17 protein-coding genes and 1 pseudogene are annotated in these 17,552 nt (G+C 62.1%); 3 read left to right on the top strand and 15 right to left on the bottom strand.

Annotated features, from left to right (window positions below; translation table 11 throughout):
* Positions 1–127: 127 nt before the first annotated feature.
* Positions 128–616, bottom strand: a complete 489-nt coding sequence (gene fliL / locus GA566_RS23700; protein WP_160474195.1) for a flagellar basal body-associated protein FliL — start codon at positions 614–616, stop codon at positions 128–130.
* A gap of 482 nt (positions 617–1,098) precedes the next feature.
* Between fliL and acnB the strand changes: the two genes are divergently transcribed.
* A complete protein-coding gene (acnB, locus tag GA566_RS23695) occupies positions 1,099–3,690 on the top strand; it encodes a bifunctional aconitate hydratase 2/2-methylisocitrate dehydratase (protein WP_160474194.1) in 2,592 nt (863 codons plus the stop codon).
* 122 nt (positions 3,691–3,812) lie between these two features.
* On the opposite strand, the gene GA566_RS23690 is transcribed toward acnB, so the two are convergent.
* Positions 3,813–4,196, bottom strand: coding sequence for an RHS repeat domain-containing protein (locus tag GA566_RS23690; RefSeq protein WP_370459346.1), 384 nt, complete (start codon positions 4,194–4,196; stop codon positions 3,813–3,815).
* On the opposite strand from GA566_RS23690, the gene GA566_RS33355 reads away from it, so the two are divergent.
* A complete protein-coding gene (locus GA566_RS33355) occupies positions 4,188–4,397 on the top strand; it encodes a hypothetical protein (RefSeq protein ID WP_237380607.1) in 210 nt (69 codons plus the stop codon). The genes GA566_RS23690 and GA566_RS33355 overlap by 9 nt on opposite strands.
* 5 nt (positions 4,398–4,402) lie before the next feature.
* On the opposite strand, the gene GA566_RS23685 is transcribed toward GA566_RS33355, so the two are convergent.
* From GA566_RS23685 to gcvA, 7 genes and pseudogenes are all read right to left on the bottom strand, one after another.
* Positions 4,403–4,786, bottom strand: a complete 384-nt coding sequence (locus GA566_RS23685; protein WP_160474193.1) for a hypothetical protein — start codon at positions 4,784–4,786, stop codon at positions 4,403–4,405.
* Complete coding sequence (locus tag GA566_RS32980; protein ID WP_202126968.1) at positions 4,783–4,998, bottom strand: hypothetical protein; 216 nt, start codon at positions 4,996–4,998, stop codon at positions 4,783–4,785. Before GA566_RS32980 ends, GA566_RS23685 begins: the two co-directional genes overlap by 4 nt.
* Positions 4,999–5,190: 192 nt before the next feature.
* Positions 5,191–5,352, bottom strand: a pseudogene (locus tag GA566_RS33350) (RHS repeat-associated core domain-containing protein); the annotation flags it as partial.
* A gap of 49 nt (positions 5,353–5,401) precedes the next feature.
* On the bottom strand, positions 5,402–5,755 hold the full coding sequence (locus GA566_RS23675) for a hypothetical protein (RefSeq protein WP_160474192.1): 354 nt from the start codon (positions 5,753–5,755) through the stop codon (positions 5,402–5,404).
* Between the two features lie 2 nt (positions 5,756–5,757).
* Complete coding sequence (locus tag GA566_RS23670) at positions 5,758–10,497, bottom strand: RHS repeat-associated core domain-containing protein (RefSeq protein ID WP_160474191.1); 4,740 nt, start codon at positions 10,495–10,497, stop codon at positions 5,758–5,760.
* A 250-nt stretch (positions 10,498–10,747) separates the two neighbouring features.
* Positions 10,748–11,083 carry a DUF2845 domain-containing protein gene (locus tag GA566_RS23665; protein WP_160474190.1) on the bottom strand — a complete coding sequence of 112 codons (336 nt, stop codon included), beginning with the start codon at positions 11,081–11,083 and terminating at the stop codon, positions 10,748–10,750.
* Positions 11,084–11,180: 97 nt separating this feature from the next.
* On the bottom strand, positions 11,181–12,077 hold the full coding sequence (gcvA, locus tag GA566_RS23660; RefSeq protein ID WP_160474189.1) for a transcriptional regulator GcvA: 897 nt from the start codon (positions 12,075–12,077) through the stop codon (positions 11,181–11,183).
* A gap of 107 nt (positions 12,078–12,184) precedes the next feature.
* On the opposite strand from gcvA, the gene GA566_RS23655 reads away from it, so the two are divergent.
* Positions 12,185–13,027 carry a DMT family transporter gene (locus GA566_RS23655; protein ID WP_160474188.1) on the top strand — a complete coding sequence of 281 codons (843 nt, stop codon included), beginning with the start codon at positions 12,185–12,187 and terminating at the stop codon, positions 13,025–13,027.
* A 21-nt stretch (positions 13,028–13,048) separates the two neighbouring features.
* On the opposite strand, the gene GA566_RS23650 is transcribed toward GA566_RS23655, so the two are convergent.
* The 6 genes from GA566_RS23650 to GA566_RS23625 are packed head-to-tail and all read right to left on the bottom strand — an operon-like array spanning position 13,049 to position 17,552.
* Positions 13,049–13,957 (bottom strand): alpha/beta hydrolase, encoded by a 909-nt coding sequence (locus tag GA566_RS23650; protein WP_370459345.1) that lies wholly within the window; start codon positions 13,955–13,957, stop codon positions 13,049–13,051.
* Positions 13,954–14,397 (bottom strand): nuclear transport factor 2 family protein, encoded by a 444-nt coding sequence (locus GA566_RS23645; RefSeq protein WP_160474187.1) that lies wholly within the window; start codon positions 14,395–14,397, stop codon positions 13,954–13,956. Before GA566_RS23645 ends, GA566_RS23650 begins: the two co-directional genes overlap by 4 nt.
* 19 nt (positions 14,398–14,416) lie before the next feature.
* A complete protein-coding gene (locus GA566_RS23640) occupies positions 14,417–15,208 on the bottom strand; it encodes an SDR family oxidoreductase (protein ID WP_137927362.1) in 792 nt (263 codons plus the stop codon).
* Between the two features lie 15 nt (positions 15,209–15,223).
* The gene (locus tag GA566_RS23635; RefSeq protein WP_137927363.1) at positions 15,224–15,760 is read right to left on the bottom strand and encodes a DUF3833 domain-containing protein; all 537 of its coding nucleotides are present in this window, start codon (positions 15,758–15,760) and stop codon (positions 15,224–15,226) included.
* Entirely contained in the window at positions 15,757–17,022 is a 1,266-nt protein-coding gene (locus GA566_RS23630; protein WP_160474186.1) for an MFS transporter, read from the bottom strand. Before GA566_RS23630 ends, GA566_RS23635 begins: the two co-directional genes overlap by 4 nt.
* The gene (locus tag GA566_RS23625; protein WP_160474185.1) at positions 17,019–17,552 is read right to left on the bottom strand and encodes a chalcone isomerase family protein; all 534 of its coding nucleotides are present in this window, start codon (positions 17,550–17,552) and stop codon (positions 17,019–17,021) included. Before GA566_RS23625 ends, GA566_RS23630 begins: the two co-directional genes overlap by 4 nt.

Raw genomic sequence — 17,552 nt, 5'->3', positions numbered from 1 at the left:
GAACGGCTGTGAGAATGAAACGATCCATGTCCGGCTTCAGGCGTCGTGCATGACACGACGGCGGGAGAGAGGGACGGCGGACAATTTCATAAGGTTTTGGCTCTGGGTTCGCGGTGCAGGATGCGGCTTACTGCACCACGAACGATGTAAACAAGACGTCCAGGATCTTCTGGGGCGGCAGGCTCGGTGCGAACGGCTGGCTGATGGCAGCCTGCACGTCCTGGGCGAGCTTGCGCTTGCCTTCCACGGTGGCGAGGTCAGCCGGCTGGCGTGCCGACAGCAGCAGCAGGATGCGGCTGCGTGCTTCGGGCTGGTACTGCGCCAGGCGAGCCTGCGTTTCCGCGTCCGCCACTTTCAGCGACAGCCCGGTGTGCAGGAAGCGGTCGCCATCGTCGCTCTTCAGGTTGACGGTGAACGCATCCAGCGGCACGAAGATCGGCGGCGGAAGCACCGGCGCAGCCGGGGCCGCAGCCGGACGATTGTCGCTGAGGACACTGCCCAGGAAAAAGCCGCCAGCGGCCAGCGCCACTACCAGCACGCCGCCGCCGATCAGCATCAGCCGGCCGCGCTTGCTGGAAGTGCCGCCGTTCTGGGAGGGGGAAAGCGTGTTCGCCATGAGATGCCTGTGTCGGAATGCCTGCCATTCTTCCCGAATCGCAGACAAGCAAAGGGCCGATAAAAAGGGGGAAACCCATTCAGCTTGGCCGTTTGAGCTGAACGGGCATCGGACGCAGAGGCGCGACGGCGCGCCATTTGCGCCTGCAAGATGGTTAACGATTACCGCGCGCGGAACTTAAGACGTGCGTGAAGCCGCTGCCGCGAAGTCGACTTAAAAGTAATTCACTGGGCACTTTCATCGGCACGGGGAGGCATCGCGGGGGTGTCGTGACGAGAGTGCTGCGTGCAGGCGTTGCGCGGAGGGCATCCCGCCAGCCCTTGCCGCGCCGTGCATCGTCTCTTTTAACTCTTATATAAGATATAAGACGTTTGATTCGGCGCCCACTTGGAAGTACAATCACGCGCAACTGGCGGACTCGCGCCGCTGGTCCACAAGAGACATAGCAGTACTGTTACAACCCCAATTAACAGCAGGTTCCCATGCTTGATACCTATCGCGCCCATGTCGCCGAACGCGCCGCGCTCGGCATTCCTCCTCTGCCGCTGACCGCCAAGCAGACTGCCGAGCTGATCGAACTGATCAAGAACCCGCCGGCGGGCGAGGAGCAGGCCCTGGTGGACCTGATCACGTACCGTGTGCCGGCTGGCGTGGATGACGCCGCCAAGGTCAAGGCTTCGTACCTGGCCGCCGTGGCCCTGGGTTCGGAAAAGACCCCCCTGATCTCGCGCGCCCGCGCCACCGAGCTGCTCGGCACGATGCTGGGCGGCTACAACATCTCCCCCCTGATCGAACTGCTGGACGACGCCGAAGTGGGCGCCGTTGCCGGCGAAGCGCTCAAGAAGACGCTGCTGATGTTCGATGCCTTCCATGACGTGAAGGAAAAGGCGGACAAGGGCAACGCCAATGCCAAGTCCGTGCTGCAAAGCTGGGCCGACGCCGAGTGGTTCACGAGCCGTCCGGCGCTGCCGGAATCGCTGACGATCACCGTATTCAAGGTGCCGGGCGAAACCAACACCGACGATCTGTCGCCCGCTCCCGATGCCACCACGCGCCCGGACATTCCGATGCACGCGCTGGCCATGCTGAAGAACAAGCGCGAAGGCGCCGCCTTCCAGCCGGAAGAAGACGGCAAGCGCGGCCCGATCAAGTTCATCGAATCGCTGGCCGAGAAGGGCAACCTGGTGGCCTACGTCGGTGACGTGGTCGGTACGGGTTCCAGCCGCAAGTCGGCCACCAACTCGGTGCTGTGGTTCACGGGCGAAGACATTCCGTTCGTGCCGAACAAGCGCTTCGGTGGTGTGTGCCTGGGCAGCAAGATTGCCCCGATCTTCTACAACACGATGGAAGACGCCGGCGCACTGCCGATCGAACTCGACGTGTCGCAGATGGAAATGGGTGACGTGGTCGAACTGCGCCCCTACGAAGGCAAGGCACTGAAGGACGGCAAGGTCATCGCCGAATTCAAGGTCAAGTCCGACGTGCTGTTCGACGAAGTGCGCGCCGGTGGCCGTATTCCGCTGATCGTAGGCCGTGGCCTGACCGCCAAGGCACGCGAATCGCTGGGCCTGGCCCCGTCGTCGCTGTTCCGCCTGCCGCAAAACCCGGCCGATACCGGCCGCGGCTTCACGCTGGCCCAGAAGATGGTTGGCCGCGCCTGCGGTCTGCCGGAAGGCACCGGCATCCGCCCGGGTACGTACTGCGAACCGAAGATGACTTCGGTGGGCTCGCAGGACACCACCGGCCCGATGACGCGCGACGAGCTGAAGGACCTGGCCTGCCTGGGCTTCTCGGCCGATCTGGTGATGCAGTCGTTCTGCCACACCGCCGCGTATCCGAAGCCGGTTGACGTGAAGACGCACCACACGCTGCCGCAATTCATCAGCACCCGTGGCGGTATCTCGCTGCGCCCGGGCGATGGCGTGATCCACTCGTGGCTGAACCGCATGCTGCTGCCCGACACCGTCGGCACCGGCGGCGATTCGCACACGCGTTTCCCGATCGGCATCAGCTTCCCCGCAGGTTCGGGTCTGGTCGCTTTCGCTGCCGCTACCGGCGTGATGCCGCTGGACATGCCGGAATCGGTGCTGGTCCGCTTCAAGGGCAAGATGCAGCCCGGCGTGACGCTGCGCGATCTGGTCAACGCCATTCCGCTGTACGCGATCAAGCAGGACATGCTGACCGTGGCCAAGCAAGGCAAGAAGAACATCTTCTCGGGCCGCATCCTCGAAATCGAGGGTCTGCCTGACCTGAAGGTGGAACAGGCTTTCGAACTGTCGGACGCTTCGGCAGAACGTTCGGCCGCAGGTTGCACGGTGCGCCTGAACAAGGAACCGATCATCGAATACATCAACAGCAACATCACGCTGCTGAAGTGGATGATCGCCGAAGGCTACCAGGACCCGCGCAGCCTGCAGCGCCGTATCCAGGCCATGGAAGCATGGCTGGCCGATCCGAACCTGCTGCAACCGGATGCCGACGCCGAGTACGCTGCCGTGATCGAAATCGATCTGGCCGACGTGCATGAGCCGATCGTGGCCTGCCCGAACGATCCGGACGACGTGAAGACGCTGTCGGACGTGGCTGGCGCCGTGATCGACGAAGTGTTCATCGGTTCGTGCATGACCAACATCGGCCACTTCCGCGCCGCATCGAAGCTGCTGGAAGGCAAGCGCGACATCCCCGTGAAGCTGTGGGTCGCCCCGCCGACCAAGATGGACCAGAAGCAACTGACCGAGGAAGGCCACTACGGCGTGTTCGGCACCGCCGGTGCACGTACCGAAATGCCGGGCTGCTCGCTGTGCATGGGCAACCAGGCACAAGTGCGCGAAGGCGCCACGGTGATGTCCACGTCCACGCGTAACTTCCCGAACCGTCTGGGCAAGAACACGAACGTGTACCTCGGCTCCGCCGAACTGGCCGCCATCTGCTCGCGCCTGGGTCGTATCCCGACCAAGGAAGAGTACATGGCCGACATGGGCGTGCTGACCGCCAACGGCGACAAGATCTACAAGTACATGAACTTCGACCAGATCGAAGACTTCAAGGAAGTCGCAGATACGGTGTCGTTCTGAGCGATTGGATCGAGGGCTGAGGTATCGGCCCTGATCTGAAAGACGAAAAACCCCGCAGACGTGTGAGCGTCTGCGGGGTTTTTTGTTGAGGTTCTTGCTCGTGCAACGCATATGCGAAACATTCATCCCCGCGCCAACCCAATCGGATCTTTCGAGAGAAACCGCCCGCTCACCGGATCGTAATACCGATACCGGTTGTAATGCAGCCCCGTCTCGTGATCGAAGTACTGGCCCTGGAACCGCAGCGGGTTCTGTATCCCCGCCTTGCGGGCGGCGTCCGAGATCACCGCCTGCGCCGCGCCCCACGCCTTGTACTGCGCACTCCACGCGATCGCGCCGGTTTCGTCCGTCAGTTCCTGTGGGGTGCCGAGGTGGTCGCACTGGTACCACGCCATCGCGTCGAACGGCTGCGGCGGGATGGTGTACGTCCACAGCGGGTCTTCGTCGATGTCGTAGCCGCCCTCGTAGACGGGTTGCCTGTGCAGCCGGATCGAGCCTTGACGCACCGCCTGGGCGAGCGGCACGAAGCTGCCCGGTTCGTAGAGGTAGTGGGTGGTGCTGGCCGCGCCGGGGATGGGGCGGAAGTGGGTATCGGCCCCTGCCTCAGGTTCCTGGCGGCATTCCCAAGCCAGTTGGTCGCGGTCCCAGCCATTGAAGGTGAAGGCGCAGCCGTGACGCTGATTGCTTCTGCAGAGAGCGTGCGGTAATCATGTCAAAGACGAGTATCAATATCAGCTCTACCGAAAACCAACTCAACATCAGCACCGAAGTCAACTTTTTGGGGACTGGTTCCCGTCAGCTTTTTGTATAGTGCTTGCAGATATTCTGCCTTATCCTCAACTTCGTCCAAGAGTACATCATGAGGTACGACACTACGCCAATACCTCTCAACGTTGTTCGATATCAGAATATATTCGATAGCCTCCATAATTCTTTTCTTACTTATCGGCCCATAGGTGTCGAAATCAGCTTTCATTGCATCAAATAACCTTTCCCTACAAACTTCTTCGTTTATACGAAAATCATCGAGATCGTCATCACTCATGACGTGTAGGTAGTAATACATTTTCAAGATATAGCTAGGAAATATTTTCATGGATTGTTATCTGGCAATTGCGGAAAAGCTGTAATAATTCCTCTGGCGCCGCGATAGACAGTCACCTCTTGAGTCACCTCAGGACAGCCACCACCGGAGCGATATCCCTCACCGATTACACGCTTCATATTTACTGTCGCCTCATTCTGCCCGGTCTTATCCATCTTCCTTTTCGCGCGCTGGATGGAGTCCAACTGATCAATGTTGTTCAAGAATCGTGTCGAATCTGGACCATGTTTTCTCGCTTTCCTGCACGGATCGTCTGGTGGAATGCCTGTCCTTGCGCGTTTCTCCTGCTCAGCCATAGTCGTGTGCGCTCCGTGACGCGAATAGGCGTGGCCACCTGATCTTGCATCCTGGTCTCGAAGAATTTGGCCTGCTCTGCGGTTGGCTCGATTTCCGACGAGACCCAACGGATCTAGCCATTCAGTCGGATTCGGCGCGTATTGATATACGTTTATCCCTCCCGCCAACCCAATCGGATCCTTCGAGATGAACCGCCCGCTCACCGGATCGTAATACCGATACCGGTTGTAATGCAGTCCCGTTTCCTGGTCGAAGTACTGTAGTGCTCCTACGGAAGTAGCGCAATTCTTAGCAATCGCGGTGACCTGACTACTTTCCCTCTCGAATCTTGGCAAGCTCCTTCACCAATATCCTCATATCGGGAGGATCCTTCTCCGATCCCTTGGAATCGAGCCATGCGCCAACTTTCCGTTTTAATAATTCTATCGCCTCATCAGTAAAGTCATCGCGTCGATACTCCATGTCTATTAGATTTCCGTCTTTATCAAAAATATTAATTTTTAATAAACCATTATCAGCAAAAAATTTTCTCAATGCAATCAAAGATCTTCTAACAATAATGCGATACCCAAGATCTGGTACTTTATCTCCGTTATCGTCAATCATCATGTAGCGACTAACGGAATTGTCAATGCGACCCCAAACAAAATAATTTTCATTCATGATTATGGTATGCGAATAAGTTCAGATGGACCATTAACTGAAACGAGCTCTCCTGTGGTTTTGTCACGTATCCAATTTCCACCATTTTTGAGAATATTTTCTTCTTTCTGTTGCTGGCGTTTTTTGCTCCCAGTTGGGCTCGTCACTTCATAGGTTTGCGCTCTGCCGTTTTCAATCACTGCCGTATCTATCCGGCGACGTTCACCCGTCACCGGGTCTTTCACCGACCTGCCCTGCGCATCACGCAAATAGCACTGACACTGGATCGTCGCGCTCGGATGCTCTATTCGCATATGCGCGTTGAACACGTCTTCCCGTCGTGCCCCATCGGTCGCATTCTTGCGAATGTCCAACCCCAGCGGATCAATCCATAGCGTGGGATTCGGCCCATACAGGAAGACATTCACCCCACCCGCCAACCCAATCGGATCCTTCGAGATGAACCGCCCACTCACCGGATCGTAATACCGATACCGGTTGTAATGCAGCCCCGTTTCGTGATCGAGGTACTGCCCCTGGAACCGCAACGGATTTTGGATCCCCGCCTTGCGTGCAGCGTCCGATATCACCCCCTGCGCCGCGCCCCAGGCCTTGTACTGCACACTCCACGCGATTCCGCCTGTCTCGTCGGTCAGTTCCTGCGGGGTGCCCAGGTGGTCGCACTGATACCAGGCCATCGCATCAAACGGTTGCGGCGGGATGGTGTACGTCCACAGCGGGTCTTCGTCGATGTCGTAGCCGCCCTCGTAGACCGGTTGCCGGTGCAGCCGGATCGAGCCTTGACGCACCGCCTGGGCCAGCGGCACGAAGCTGCCCGGTTCGTAGAGGTAGTGGGTGGTGCGGGCCGCGCCGGAGATGGGGCGGAAGTGCGTGTCGGCCCCCGCTTCGGGTTCCTGGCGGCATTCCCAGGCCAGTTGGTCGCCGTCCCAGCCGTAGAGCGTGAAGGCGCAGCCGTGGCGCTGGTTGTGTCGGGCCTGTTCGTTGCGCTGGTAGATCTCGCCGTCGAAGGGGTTGGGGATGTAGCGCGCGGTGGAGGATTTGAACAGCCGTCGGCCGAGCGCGTCGTAGCTGTATTGCACTTCCACGTCGGGGCTGCGCCAGCCGGTCAGACGATTGAAGGCGTCCCACGTGAAGTCCTCGCGCACGCCGTTGTGGGTGCGGGTGGCGAGGTTGCCGCGTGCGTCCCAGTCGTAGTGGGTACCGGCGTATTGCCGCAGCAGGTTGTCGACGAGTTTCGGTGGGCCTTGCAGGCGGGTGTGGAACTCCGGGCGTCCCGTGCTTGGGTCGGCCGCAAAGGTGCGGGTGTCCGGATCGTGCAGCAGGTTGCCCGCCGGGTCGAAGGCGAAGGTTTCCTGGCCGAGCGCGCTGGTGGCTTCGAGCAACCTTCCGATCGGGTCGTAGCGGTATTGCAGCGTGCCGCGGCGCATGTCGCGGATGTCGGACAGTTGGCCAGCGGCATCGTAGTGGTACTGGCGATGCAGCATGCGCTGGCCGGCGTGCGCGCCCGCCACGGGCGAGAGCGTCTGTTCCAGCAATCGTCCGACCGGGTCGTAGACCTGCGACTGGGTGAGCCGATTGCCTTGGGTGCGCAGCACCTCGCGGTGCAGGGCGTCGCGCTCGAACTGGACCAGCTCCCTGTCATCGAGCATCACGCCGTGGACGTGGCCCGAGCCGTAGGTGAGCACTTCGACACGATGGCCGTCTGGGCGGACCGTGGCGATGCGCTCGTTCAATGCGTCGTACTCGTGTCGCCAGACCGCGACCACGGGCTGGTTCAGCGATCGATAGTGCTGGTGCTCACGCACCACATTGCCGGCGTCGTCGTGGAACCATTGCAGGCGGCTGTCGGCGTTCTCGGCCAACAGCAGGCGGCCGTTGCCGTCGTAGGCGAAGGTTTCGGTTTGTTGCGGCTGCTCGGCATCGACTGAGCCCGCCTGCCGGCTGACGAGGCGGCCCATCGCATCGAAGCCGAAGGCCGTCTTGAACTGGCCGGCTTCGACCTGATAGTGCAGCGTGCCGGATTCCGACTGGTAGACATAGCGCGTGGTCTTGCCATCGAAGCCAGTTTCGTCGAGCAAGCGTCCGACGGGGTCGTAGTGGAAGTCGGTGCGCGCGCCGTTCTCGTTGACGAGGGTGGTCAACTGCCCGAGCCGGTCCCATTGATACGCAAGTGTCTGGCTCGCGGCGTCGGTGCGTTCGGCGATCTGGCCCGCTTCGTTGTAGCGCCACGTGGTGCGGCGGTGCAGGGCATCGATGTGGGCGAGCAGGCGTCCTTCGGCGTCGCGTTCAAAGTGTTCGGCCCGCTCGTCGGGATGCACGATCCGGGTGAGTTGCCCGGCTTCGTAGTGGTACTGCGTCACCCCACCGGCGGCATCGGTGAACCTCAGTAACTCGCCGCGCGCGCCGTATTGCCACGCACTCGTCTTGCCCGAGCAATCGGTGTAACTGGCGAGTTGGCCCGTTACCGTGTAACTCAGTTGTTTCGTGCCGCCCTTGGCGTCGGTGATCTCCACCGGCAACCCCGCCTTGTTGTAGGCGTAGGTGGTCTTGTTGCCGAGCGGATCGATGGCCTCGGTGACGTTGCCCTTGAGGTCGTAGTCGCGCCGCCACAGGCCGCCTTCGGCGTCGCTCGCCTTGATGAGCTGGCGCTTGTCGTCCCACGCGTAATGCACGGCGCTGCTGTCCGGGCGGATGTGCTCGACCAGATTGCCGCTGGCGTCATAGGCAAACCGGTCGATCGCGCCATCCGTGTGGATGTGCTGGATGACGTTCTTCGCGTCGTCGCGGAAGAACCATTCGGAGAGGCCATCGGGGTGCCGGATGCGATACGTGTAGCCGAGGCGGTCGTAGTAGTGCTGCGTCTGATTGCCGTGGGCATCGGTGACATACGTCAGACGGATGTTCTCGTCCCACGCGAGGGTGGTGTCGAAGCTGCCGTCATCGGCCCATTCGCGCACGGCCTTCGCATCGGGACCGTCCCCCTGCCACTGCAGGTGCATGCCACGACCCGTGCGGTCGGTGTAGCGGGTGACGAGGTGGTGCTGATAGGTGTACTCCCAGTAGGCCGCGTTCTCGTCCTGCGCCATCACGAGGTCGCCCGCTGCGTCGTAGGTATAGCGCGTCAACTGGCGCACGGGCTGGCCGTCGGCGATCTGCCAGAGTTCGGCGATGCGGCCCTGATCATCGGGACGGATACCGAGGTGCGCCAGGATCGTTTCGCCCTGGAAGGCGATCACGTTCGACAGCATCGTGTCTTGATCGACGCGATGGTCGTAATGCAGGGAGATGCCGGCGCCGTTGCGCAGCATGATGCCAATGAGACGGAAGCGCTTGCCGTGGCGCTGATAGGTCTCCGTACTCTCGAAGCCGCGCGCGAGCGTGAGAATGCTGGCCGAGACGCGTACGAGCGTCACGTCTTCGATGGGATCGTGGTGATACTGGTCGATCCCGGGCAGCGGATAGGCATGGCTGCGGCCATCGGCGGCGTGGTAGAGCAGGCTCTCGTTCCCACCGTGTTGCACACCCTGCTTCACCACATCGAAGCGGATCGTGTAGGGCGTGATCCAGCGCGCGCCGGATTCGCTGCCATCGTAAGCGCCGAGGCTCGACCGATACGTCCGTGTCCATTCGATCGGCATCAGGCCCGGCAGGACAAAGTCGGTGTGCGAGATCGTCTCGTCGCCGGTGGCGAAGCTGATGCTGCGCAGGGTGTTGGCCGGGGCGGGACAGTTCTTGCAGCCCGGACTCCCCTTGGCAGGCACCTGTTTGTTCGTGCTCTCCAGTTGTCCCTGGTGGCCTTGCCGCTTCGCCACGCTGACCTGACGCGCCTTGACGTTGATGCTTTGGCCCACACTGCGCTTCTTGCGCCAGCGCACCACCGCCTGAGCAAGCATCGACAGCAGCCAGCCGATGCTGTGCGCCGTCTGCGGATCGGCCAGCGTCATCATCTGCTGGCGCACCACGGGCGCGAGCGTGCGCAGTTGCGTGCTGCTCGCCACCACCTTCTGCTGGATCGCCGTCGGCATCGCGAGCTGGACCGCCGTGTTCGCCACCGCCTTGCCCGCCGCCTTGTAGACGCTCCACACCGCGCCAAAGATATTGGGGAAGGTAGACTTCGGATCATGCAGTTGCGTGACCGCCTGCTGCAGATGGGCGGTCGTCTTGAGCTTGCCGAGTGCCACCGCTTCGAGCCCATCGGCGATCTCGAGCAGCATCTTCTCGCCCAGTTCGCCAGCGTCCTGCAGAATGCCCGGCAACTTGGCCTGCGCCTGCGTGACGAAGTCATCCAGTTCACCGACGATGGTCGCGTTCAGATGCCCCACCAGCACCTCGACCAACGCATCGCCCAGCACGAACTTGGCGCCCTGACGTAACTCCTGGCGCACCAGCGCCAACGTCGGGCGCAGGCTCATGCGCGCCGCCGCCATCCCCGGCGGCACCGGCACGATGCCGATCAGGTTGATGCCCAGGCTCACCCAGTCCAGGAAGTCTGGAGACTGGCTACGCGTGAGGGTGACCACATCGCCCAGCGCATCGACCAGCGCCATGATGTTGCCCACCACCGGCACGCTGCCCGCGACCATGCGGATGCGATCGAGCGTTACCGCGCCACCGCTGATCTCCTGCAACCACGCATCGAACCTGGCGGCGCCTTGGCCGACGTCTTCCACGGCGATGGTGTTCAGTGGAGCGACGGCGGTCTGCGGGCCGCGTGAAGGGGTCTCGCGAGTTGGATCGGCCATGAGTTGTAAGGATGGGTGGCTCGGCGGGCGATACGCTCATGCGTGGCTGGCGTATGCAGGGTGGGCACGGTGGGAACCGTGCCGCGAGAAATCTTGGCGGGGGATCTAGAGAGGTGCGTTGTCGGGGATCAAGGGCGGTGCGAGTGGCCTATCTGGGAGAGAGGCGGTCCCGATTTTCAGGAAAGAATGATCGTTGTCACGATAGCCGTAGACCTGGCACTTGATTCCTCAATCGCGATGGCCCCAAGAGTCAGCGGATCCGATCCCCATACCGAATCGCGTTGAGCTTGCCGTCCTGGAATACGAGCGTGGTGAGAAATTGGCCGGGCCCCGGCGCGAAGGTCCATTCATCCACGGTGATGCAAGCCGCCGAAGCACTGTCGACAAGCCCCTTCGTCTCTGGCACAACGACCAGTGGCTTGCAGGACGAATAGCGGGCGATGGGCTCTCCGCATTTGACCTGGATGTCTGCTTTGCCATCGCCGATTTGCGCGAGGTTTCCGCCGCATCTGAGCGATTCGGAGAATGCAGAACCAGAGGCTGCGATCAGCGAAAGTGGAAGAACAACCTTGAGCGCGAGTTTCATCGTGTCCGATATCAGAGCGTTGCACAGGGGAGGAACATCTGCTGACTTATAGGCGAGCGCATGCCGATCAGATATCGCCGAAAAGCGAAATCGCGCTCTATCTCGACACCATCCCCGCCTCCCCCTCCAACCACCCCAAAAACACCCCCACCAGTTCATCCCCCTCCTTCTCGTCCGGCACATACGCGCAATAGCTGCGCGAAGGCAGGCGCGGGCTGACGAATGGAGTGACAAGTCTGCCAGCGGCGAGATCATCAGAGACGAGTGCCGTGGGGCCCATGGCGATGCCGATGCCGTCGATGGCGGCCTGCAGTGTCAGGTAGAAGTGGTCGAAGGTCAGTGCGGCGGCTGGGCGGAGGGTGGGGATGCGTGCGCGGGCCAGCCAGTCGGGCCAGAGTCGGGGAAGGCTCGATGTGTGCAGCAGCGTGTGTTGGCGCAAGTCGTCGGGAGACTGCAACGGTATGCGCTGCAGCAGGGACGGGCTGCAGACCGGCACGCGCTCTTCGGTCAGGAAGGTGTGGGTGGAATAGCCGTAGAACGTATCCGGGCCGCCGCGGATGATGACGTCGGGCGTGTCGTCGAGGCTCTCCAACGGGCCGTTTGATGTTTCCACTTTGACTTCGACATCGGGATGCGCGGCGCGGAACCTTGCGAGTCGGGGTACGAGCCAGCGCAAGGTGAATGTTGCGGACGCGTTGACCAGTAGTGTTCGCGAGGTGGTTTCGATGATCCCGAACCTTGCAGTGGCTTGTGCGAGTTGCTCGAACAACGGCCCGATTGTCGCGAGGTATGCATTGGCGGCGGGAGTCAGTGTCACGCGACGATTGTGTCGCTCAAAGAGGGCTTCACCGAGCCATGTTTCGAGCAGTCGAACCTGCTGGCTGATGGCACCATGCGTGACATGCAGTTCGGCGGCGGCTTCCTTGAAGCTGCCAAGCCGGCCAGCGGCCTCGAAGGCGCGCAGGGCATTGAGCGGGGGGAGTTGCCGTTTCATATGCACAGGTGCGAGAGATTTTCTAACGCGATTCGGCAATTTATCTGGTTTGTAGGCCCTGAACAAGATAGATATCCTGTCTTCCTCGCCTCCACCCGTTTCTTCCCATGCTCAACTACACCGCCGGATTCGTGCTGCTTGCCGCCGTGCTCCACGCTAGTTGGAACGCGATGCTGCACGGCAATCGCGACCGCTTTCTGTCGATGACGTGGATGAGCATGGCGATGGCGGTGTTCGCCACAGTCGTCGTCGCGAACAATCCGCTGCCGGCCAGCGCCTCGTGGCCTTACCTCATCGCATCGGGGCTGGTGCACATCCTCTACAACGTGAGTCTTGTGCTGTCGTATCGGCGCAATGATCTGGCGCTGGCCTATCCGATTGCACGCGGGTCATCGCCGCTGCTGGTCACGCTCGGCGCGGCACTCTTCGCGCAGGAAGCGATCAGCCCGTTGCGCTTGCTCGGTATTGCGATGATCTCGGGCGGCATCATCGCGATTGCGGTGCAAGGGCGTGAGGTGTCGCGCAGCGGGGCGCTGACCGCGCTGGCAACTGGCGCAACGATTGCGCTCTATACCGTGATCGATGGCATCGGTGTGCGCTTGTCCGGAGGTCAGCCGCTCAGCTATATCTCGTGGATGTTCATGTTCTATTGGCTGATGCCGGTGCTGTTCGTGGCACGGCGCGGGAATGCTGCGTTGTGGACGCCGATGTTCCAGCAGTCGCTTGCAGTGGGTAGTTCCATCGTGGGTGGCCTGGTGTCGGTGGCCGCCTATGGCATCGTGATCTGGGCGCTGCAGTCGGGCGCGATGGGTGCGGTGTCTGCGTTGCGGGAGACCAGCGTGGTCTTCGCCGTGCTGATCGGACGCGTGTTCCTGCGGGAATCGGTCAGCAAGACGCGCTGGCTCGCCTGCATCGCCGTTGCGGCGGGTGCGGCCTGTCTCGGTCTGTAAGCGTCGAACAGGACATCACGCTCAAGACTTGCATTTCGCTTGCTCGATAACGAACGCGGCCACATCGTCGCTCACCGTCGAAAGCCAGCGCAACGGTGAGGCGAATACACCAATCAGCAGCGTGTGCGAAAGGTGTCCATATTCGCGATACGTCACGGGGACGCCTGCGGCACGCAGTTTCTCCGCCATCTGCGCGGAATTGCGCTGGGGGTTCACCAGTTTGTCGCCGCTATAGGCGCCGAGAAATGCGGGCGGCGAGGCGCTGGATGCATAGTCAATCGGTTGCGATCCGGCGGGGTAGTTCGGATGATGGAACACGGGTCGCGCTTCGGGATTGACGATCGGCAGGAAGTCGTAAGGACCAGCCAATCCGATCCAGCCGCGCAATGTCGATGGGTCAGATCCAGCGTCGTGCAGCCAGCGTGCATCGAGTGCAAGCATCGCGGCGTTGTAGCCGCCTGCGCTGTGGCCCATGACGAAAACGCGTTGCGGGTCGCCTTGATAGCGGGCCACATGCTGAAGTGTCCATGCCACGGCTCGAGCGTTGTCGCGCAGGAAGTCGGGGTACGTGACTTCCGGGTAGAGGCGATAGTCCGGGATGATCGTCAGGATGCCGTGTCGCGCGAGGTTGGCCGCGACAAAGCGATAGTCGGCGCGCTCGCCGCTATTCCAGGTGCCGCCGTAGAAGAACACCACCACGGGCGCAGTGGTGCCGCAAGCGGGTTGCTTCGGCACGTACACATCGAGACGTGCGCGCGGGCTATCGCCATATGGCACATCGGCATGGCGCGTGTAGGCGGCGTCGGAGGTGAGCGCATTGAGCGCATCCATCGTGCTGCATGCACCGAGCGCCAGCAAGGGCACGAGTTGCAAGACTCGCCATCCGCTTCGCAGCAATGTCATCGCGTGGATCGCATTCATCATGCTCATCGGGGGAGTGGCGTGGCAAAGCGTCGCTGCAACCATGCGACGGGCGGGCCGATCAGCGACAGATGGCGCCACAATGCTGCGGCGTCCCAGTAGTCCTGATGATCGCTGACGCGGCCGTCGTCCCCGAAGCGGAGATGCGAGCTGCCGGGCACCGAGAATCGTCGGCCCTGTATCGCACCCGTAAAGGTCCATGTGGCAAATCCTTCGCGGTCTCCCATCAACTTCCTGTCGATGAGGAAGCGCGGATCGACGATGGCTTCGAACATATGCTCGAACACCGCGCGGATGGCGGCGTGGCCGCGTACTTCGTTGAAGGGATCGCGGAAGTGCGCTTGCGGTGCGTAGAAGCGGTCAAGCGCATCGAGCGATTCCGGTGTGAGCGTGGCGTACCAGTCCAGCAGGGCCGACAAGGTGCCGGGATGAACGGTGGCAGTGGTCATGGTGGGCGCATTGGTTTTATCAGGTGGCTTTCATCAGGCGTTTCAGCAATGTGAGGCGCAGGCCGTAGGGCAGCATGCTGGCCAGCCGCATCGCACGCGTGAACATAGTGGGAAAGGCAATTTCGAAGCGGCCGCGCGCCAGGCCGGAGAGTATCGCGCTGGCCGCCTCTTCCGCGCTTTGCAGCGACGGCATGGGGAAATCGTTGCGTGCCGTGAGACGTGTTTTGACGAATCCCGGATTGACCAGATAGACGCCAAGCCCGCGTGGATGCAGTTCTGCATAAAGCAGCTCGGCGAGGTTGATCAGCGCCGCTTTGGTGGGTCCGTAGACGGTGGCGTTGGGCAGCCCCATATAGCCGGCCACACTGGCAAGCAGCACCAGTCCGCCGGTGCCGCGCGACAGCATCGATGGCAGCACAGCGGACATTCCATAGTAGACGCTGCCGAGATTGGTCTCGATGGTGCGACGCGCTTCGTCGGCGGTGACATCCCAGGGCCGTAGCGGGCGATATTCCGCCGCACAGAAGATCACCACGTCCACGTCCTGCCACATCTCGCGCAACGTGGTGTGCGTCGCGATCCAGTCTTGCGGGTGGCTCGCATCCATCGGCATGGCGACGCCACGGGGATAGCCGTCGATCACCGTCGCCAACGTCTCCGCGCGCCGTGCCGAAACCGCGACGTTCGCACCCTTCACCAGCAGCGCCTGTGCGAGTGCCGCACCGATGCCGCTGGAGGCGCCCACCAGCCAGACGCGCTGGCCGGTCCAGTCGGTCAGGCGAGGGTTCAGGTTCAGGCCGAAGGTGGGCATGATCGTTTCCGAACGTCAGGGAGCGGGCCGGCGGAAGAACACCGTCACCTCGCCCACTTCGAATCCGAACTTCTTCACACGCGCACGATTGATCATCGTGCGTTCGTCCACCAGCACCATCCAGTCGTCGAACTGCACGTCATAGGTCTTGCCATCCACGGGCAATTGCAGCGTGTACTTCCACTGCAGCACGTTGCCGCTCGCGTGGCCCGTGGCCTCGCCTACGACGTCCGGCGCGGTGCCTCGCCAACTGCCATCGGCGGCACGCGTCAGCGTCCAGGTGCGATGCTGCGTGGTGCCGTCGCTGTAGCGGAAGTCCTCTTCCAGCACGAAGCGGCCATCCTGTTCGCGGCCTTCCAGATCGACGTGGAAGCGTTTGACGATCTCGCCGCTGCGTTTCTGGAACATGCCCCATGCCTCGGTCTTGCCACGGAAGAACGTTGGCACATCGAGCGGGGGGCGTTGATCCGCGTAGTGCGAGACGTCCGGCGCAGAGCAGGCCGCGCACAGCATCACGATACCGATTGCCATCCAGCGACGAAGATATGTCATGACGACACCTCCGGTGAGGCGCGGCGGCAGGCTGTCAGGCTCGCCATCGCACATAACTTCAGGAGGCAAGGCACGCCGGCATACATCCACGCCAGCGCGAGTCCGCCTGAGCCGGTGGCGAGTGCGCCGGGTTGATAGCCGAGTGCGGCGAGTATGGGCAGGGTGAGGCCCGCAATCGCCAGGCAGAGTTTGCCGAGCAAGGTCCACACGCCGTAGTAGGCCGCAGGGCCTTCGCTGGCCGGAATCCGCTCGGCCAGCAGCACGGGAGGCAATGCGAGGTCGGCGCCGAGGCTGAGTCCGGACACCGCGCAGATGATGAGGAATGGCAACGTGTCACCGGGACCGAGCAGTCCGGCCCAGACGAACGCCAGCACGGCGGGCAGCATCGCGATGCGCCATGTCTGGATGGCACCGAGGCGTCCGGCAATCCATACCCAGCCCGGTAGCCCAACCGCGCCTGCGAGGAAATAGAGCGTCAGGCTCGGTGCCACCGCGCGCGGCTCGCCCAGCCGATCCTCGATGAAGAAGACGGCGAGCGTGGCGGCGATGGCAATCGACAAGCCGTTCAGAAAGTAAGGCAGCAACAGGGCACGGAATGCGTGATTCGCACGCAAGGTGCGCCATGGCAACGGTGCGGTGGAAGGCGTGCCGCGCCATGCCGGAGCGAACCGAATAAGCATCCACAGTGCGCATATCAGCAGCACCGCAAACAGAATCGAGAACATCGTCATGGCCGTGCGGGGTACAGCGTCTGGCGCAGACAGCAGCCACGCGGGCAGGGCACTGGCAAGCAGCACGCCGACGAGCCCCGCACCTTCGCGCCAAGCCGCCGCGCGCGTGAGCGTGGGCTTGTTGTCGGAGAGTCGCGCACCCCATGCCAGGTAGGCGACGTTGAGCAGGCTGTGTCCGATGTAGACCATCACGAGCGATCCTGCCAGCCAGAGAGCGAGCCACATATCACCGGAGACCGGCGGCAACCACAACGCCGCGAACGCTACGCCAAGCAGTATGACGCCCAGCCACATGGCGGGCAGCAGACGTCCGCGCGGCACGAGTTTGTCGATCCATCGGCCGAGCAACGGGTCCTGCGCGGTATCGATCAGCCGTGCGGCAAACATGATCACGCCCGCCAGCGAGAGCGACAGGCCCAGTCGCGTGGTGTAGTACGCGGGAGCCTGCACGTAGATGGGCAATGCGGCCATCGCCAGCGGCAGGCCGAGCGCACCGTAGGCAGCCAATGGAAAGTTACCGGGCGCGTTCATTCGGCTTGCCCCAGCAATTTCAATCGCAAGGCCGGCGCACGGGTAGCCGGATCGAGCCAGATGGCGAAGAAGGCGCGGGCGAGCGCCGCGTCATCGATCTGCCCCGTTGCGCGATCGTTGGCGAAGAAGCGCACACCTTCGCCGGGCAGGTAGACGCCGGTCAGGCTGTCACCGGCACGGACATCCACGAAGACTTTCTGTAATGCCTCGCGCCAGCGTTCGAGCGTGGCGGCGGTGACATTCGGACGATGGATGCGTCGAATTTCCTCGATGCTGGTATCCACCAGCCGCTGTGCAGTGAAGGCGCGTGCGTACGTGACCTGCAGCGCAAACGGTGCGTCGATGTTCGGCGGCAGATGCGGGGACCACAGTTGCGCGGTATAGAGACGCAGGCCGAACCAGCGATACTCGCCCTCGCCGCTGAGCTGTGCCTGCGGCAAGGCCGTGCGCCAGCCTTCCGCTGCTGCGCAGCCAAGCGAGACGATCATCAAGATCATCGCCAGGGCTGGAGCGAGCGGCGCGCGTCGCAT

Origin of the sequence: Cupriavidus sp. SW-Y-13 (genome assembly GCF_009793345.1) — a bacterium.
Classification (GTDB): Bacteria; Pseudomonadota; Gammaproteobacteria; order Burkholderiales; family Burkholderiaceae; genus Cupriavidus.
Note: the sequence above shows the minus strand (reverse complement) of the source record. Positions and strands in the feature narration are given on the sequence as shown.

Coding starts and splice junctions, on each gene's coding strand:
- GA566_RS23650 (WP_370459345.1), bottom strand. CDS start 13,957: ATGAGCATGATGAATGCGATCCACGCGATGACATTGCTGCGAAGCGGA.
- GA566_RS23625 (WP_160474185.1), bottom strand. CDS start 17,552: ATGCGACGCGCGCCGCTCGCTCCAGCCCTGGCGATGATCTTGATGATC.
- GA566_RS23685 (WP_160474193.1), bottom strand. CDS start 4,786: ATGAAAATATTTCCTAGCTATATCTTGAAAATGTATTACTACCTACAC.
- GA566_RS23655 (WP_160474188.1), top strand. CDS start 12,185: ATGCTCAACTACACCGCCGGATTCGTGCTGCTTGCCGCCGTGCTCCAC.
- GA566_RS23665 (WP_160474190.1), bottom strand. CDS start 11,083: ATGAAACTCGCGCTCAAGGTTGTTCTTCCACTTTCGCTGATCGCAGCC.
- GA566_RS23630 (WP_160474186.1), bottom strand. CDS start 17,022: ATGAACGCGCCCGGTAACTTTCCATTGGCTGCCTACGGTGCGCTCGGC.
- fliL (WP_160474195.1), bottom strand. CDS start 616: ATGGCGAACACGCTTTCCCCCTCCCAGAACGGCGGCACTTCCAGCAAG.
- GA566_RS23670 (WP_160474191.1), bottom strand. CDS start 10,497: ATGGCCGATCCAACTCGCGAGACCCCTTCACGCGGCCCGCAGACCGCC.
- gcvA (WP_160474189.1), bottom strand. CDS start 12,077: ATGAAACGGCAACTCCCCCCGCTCAATGCCCTGCGCGCCTTCGAGGCC.
- GA566_RS23675 (WP_160474192.1), bottom strand. CDS start 5,755: ATGAATGAAAATTATTTTGTTTGGGGTCGCATTGACAATTCCGTTAGT.
- GA566_RS23645 (WP_160474187.1), bottom strand. CDS start 14,397: ATGACCACTGCCACCGTTCATCCCGGCACCTTGTCGGCCCTGCTGGAC.
- GA566_RS23635 (WP_137927363.1), bottom strand. CDS start 15,760: ATGACATATCTTCGTCGCTGGATGGCAATCGGTATCGTGATGCTGTGC.
- acnB (WP_160474194.1), top strand. CDS start 1,099: ATGCTTGATACCTATCGCGCCCATGTCGCCGAACGCGCCGCGCTCGGC.
- GA566_RS23640 (WP_137927362.1), bottom strand. CDS start 15,208: ATGCCCACCTTCGGCCTGAACCTGAACCCTCGCCTGACCGACTGGACC.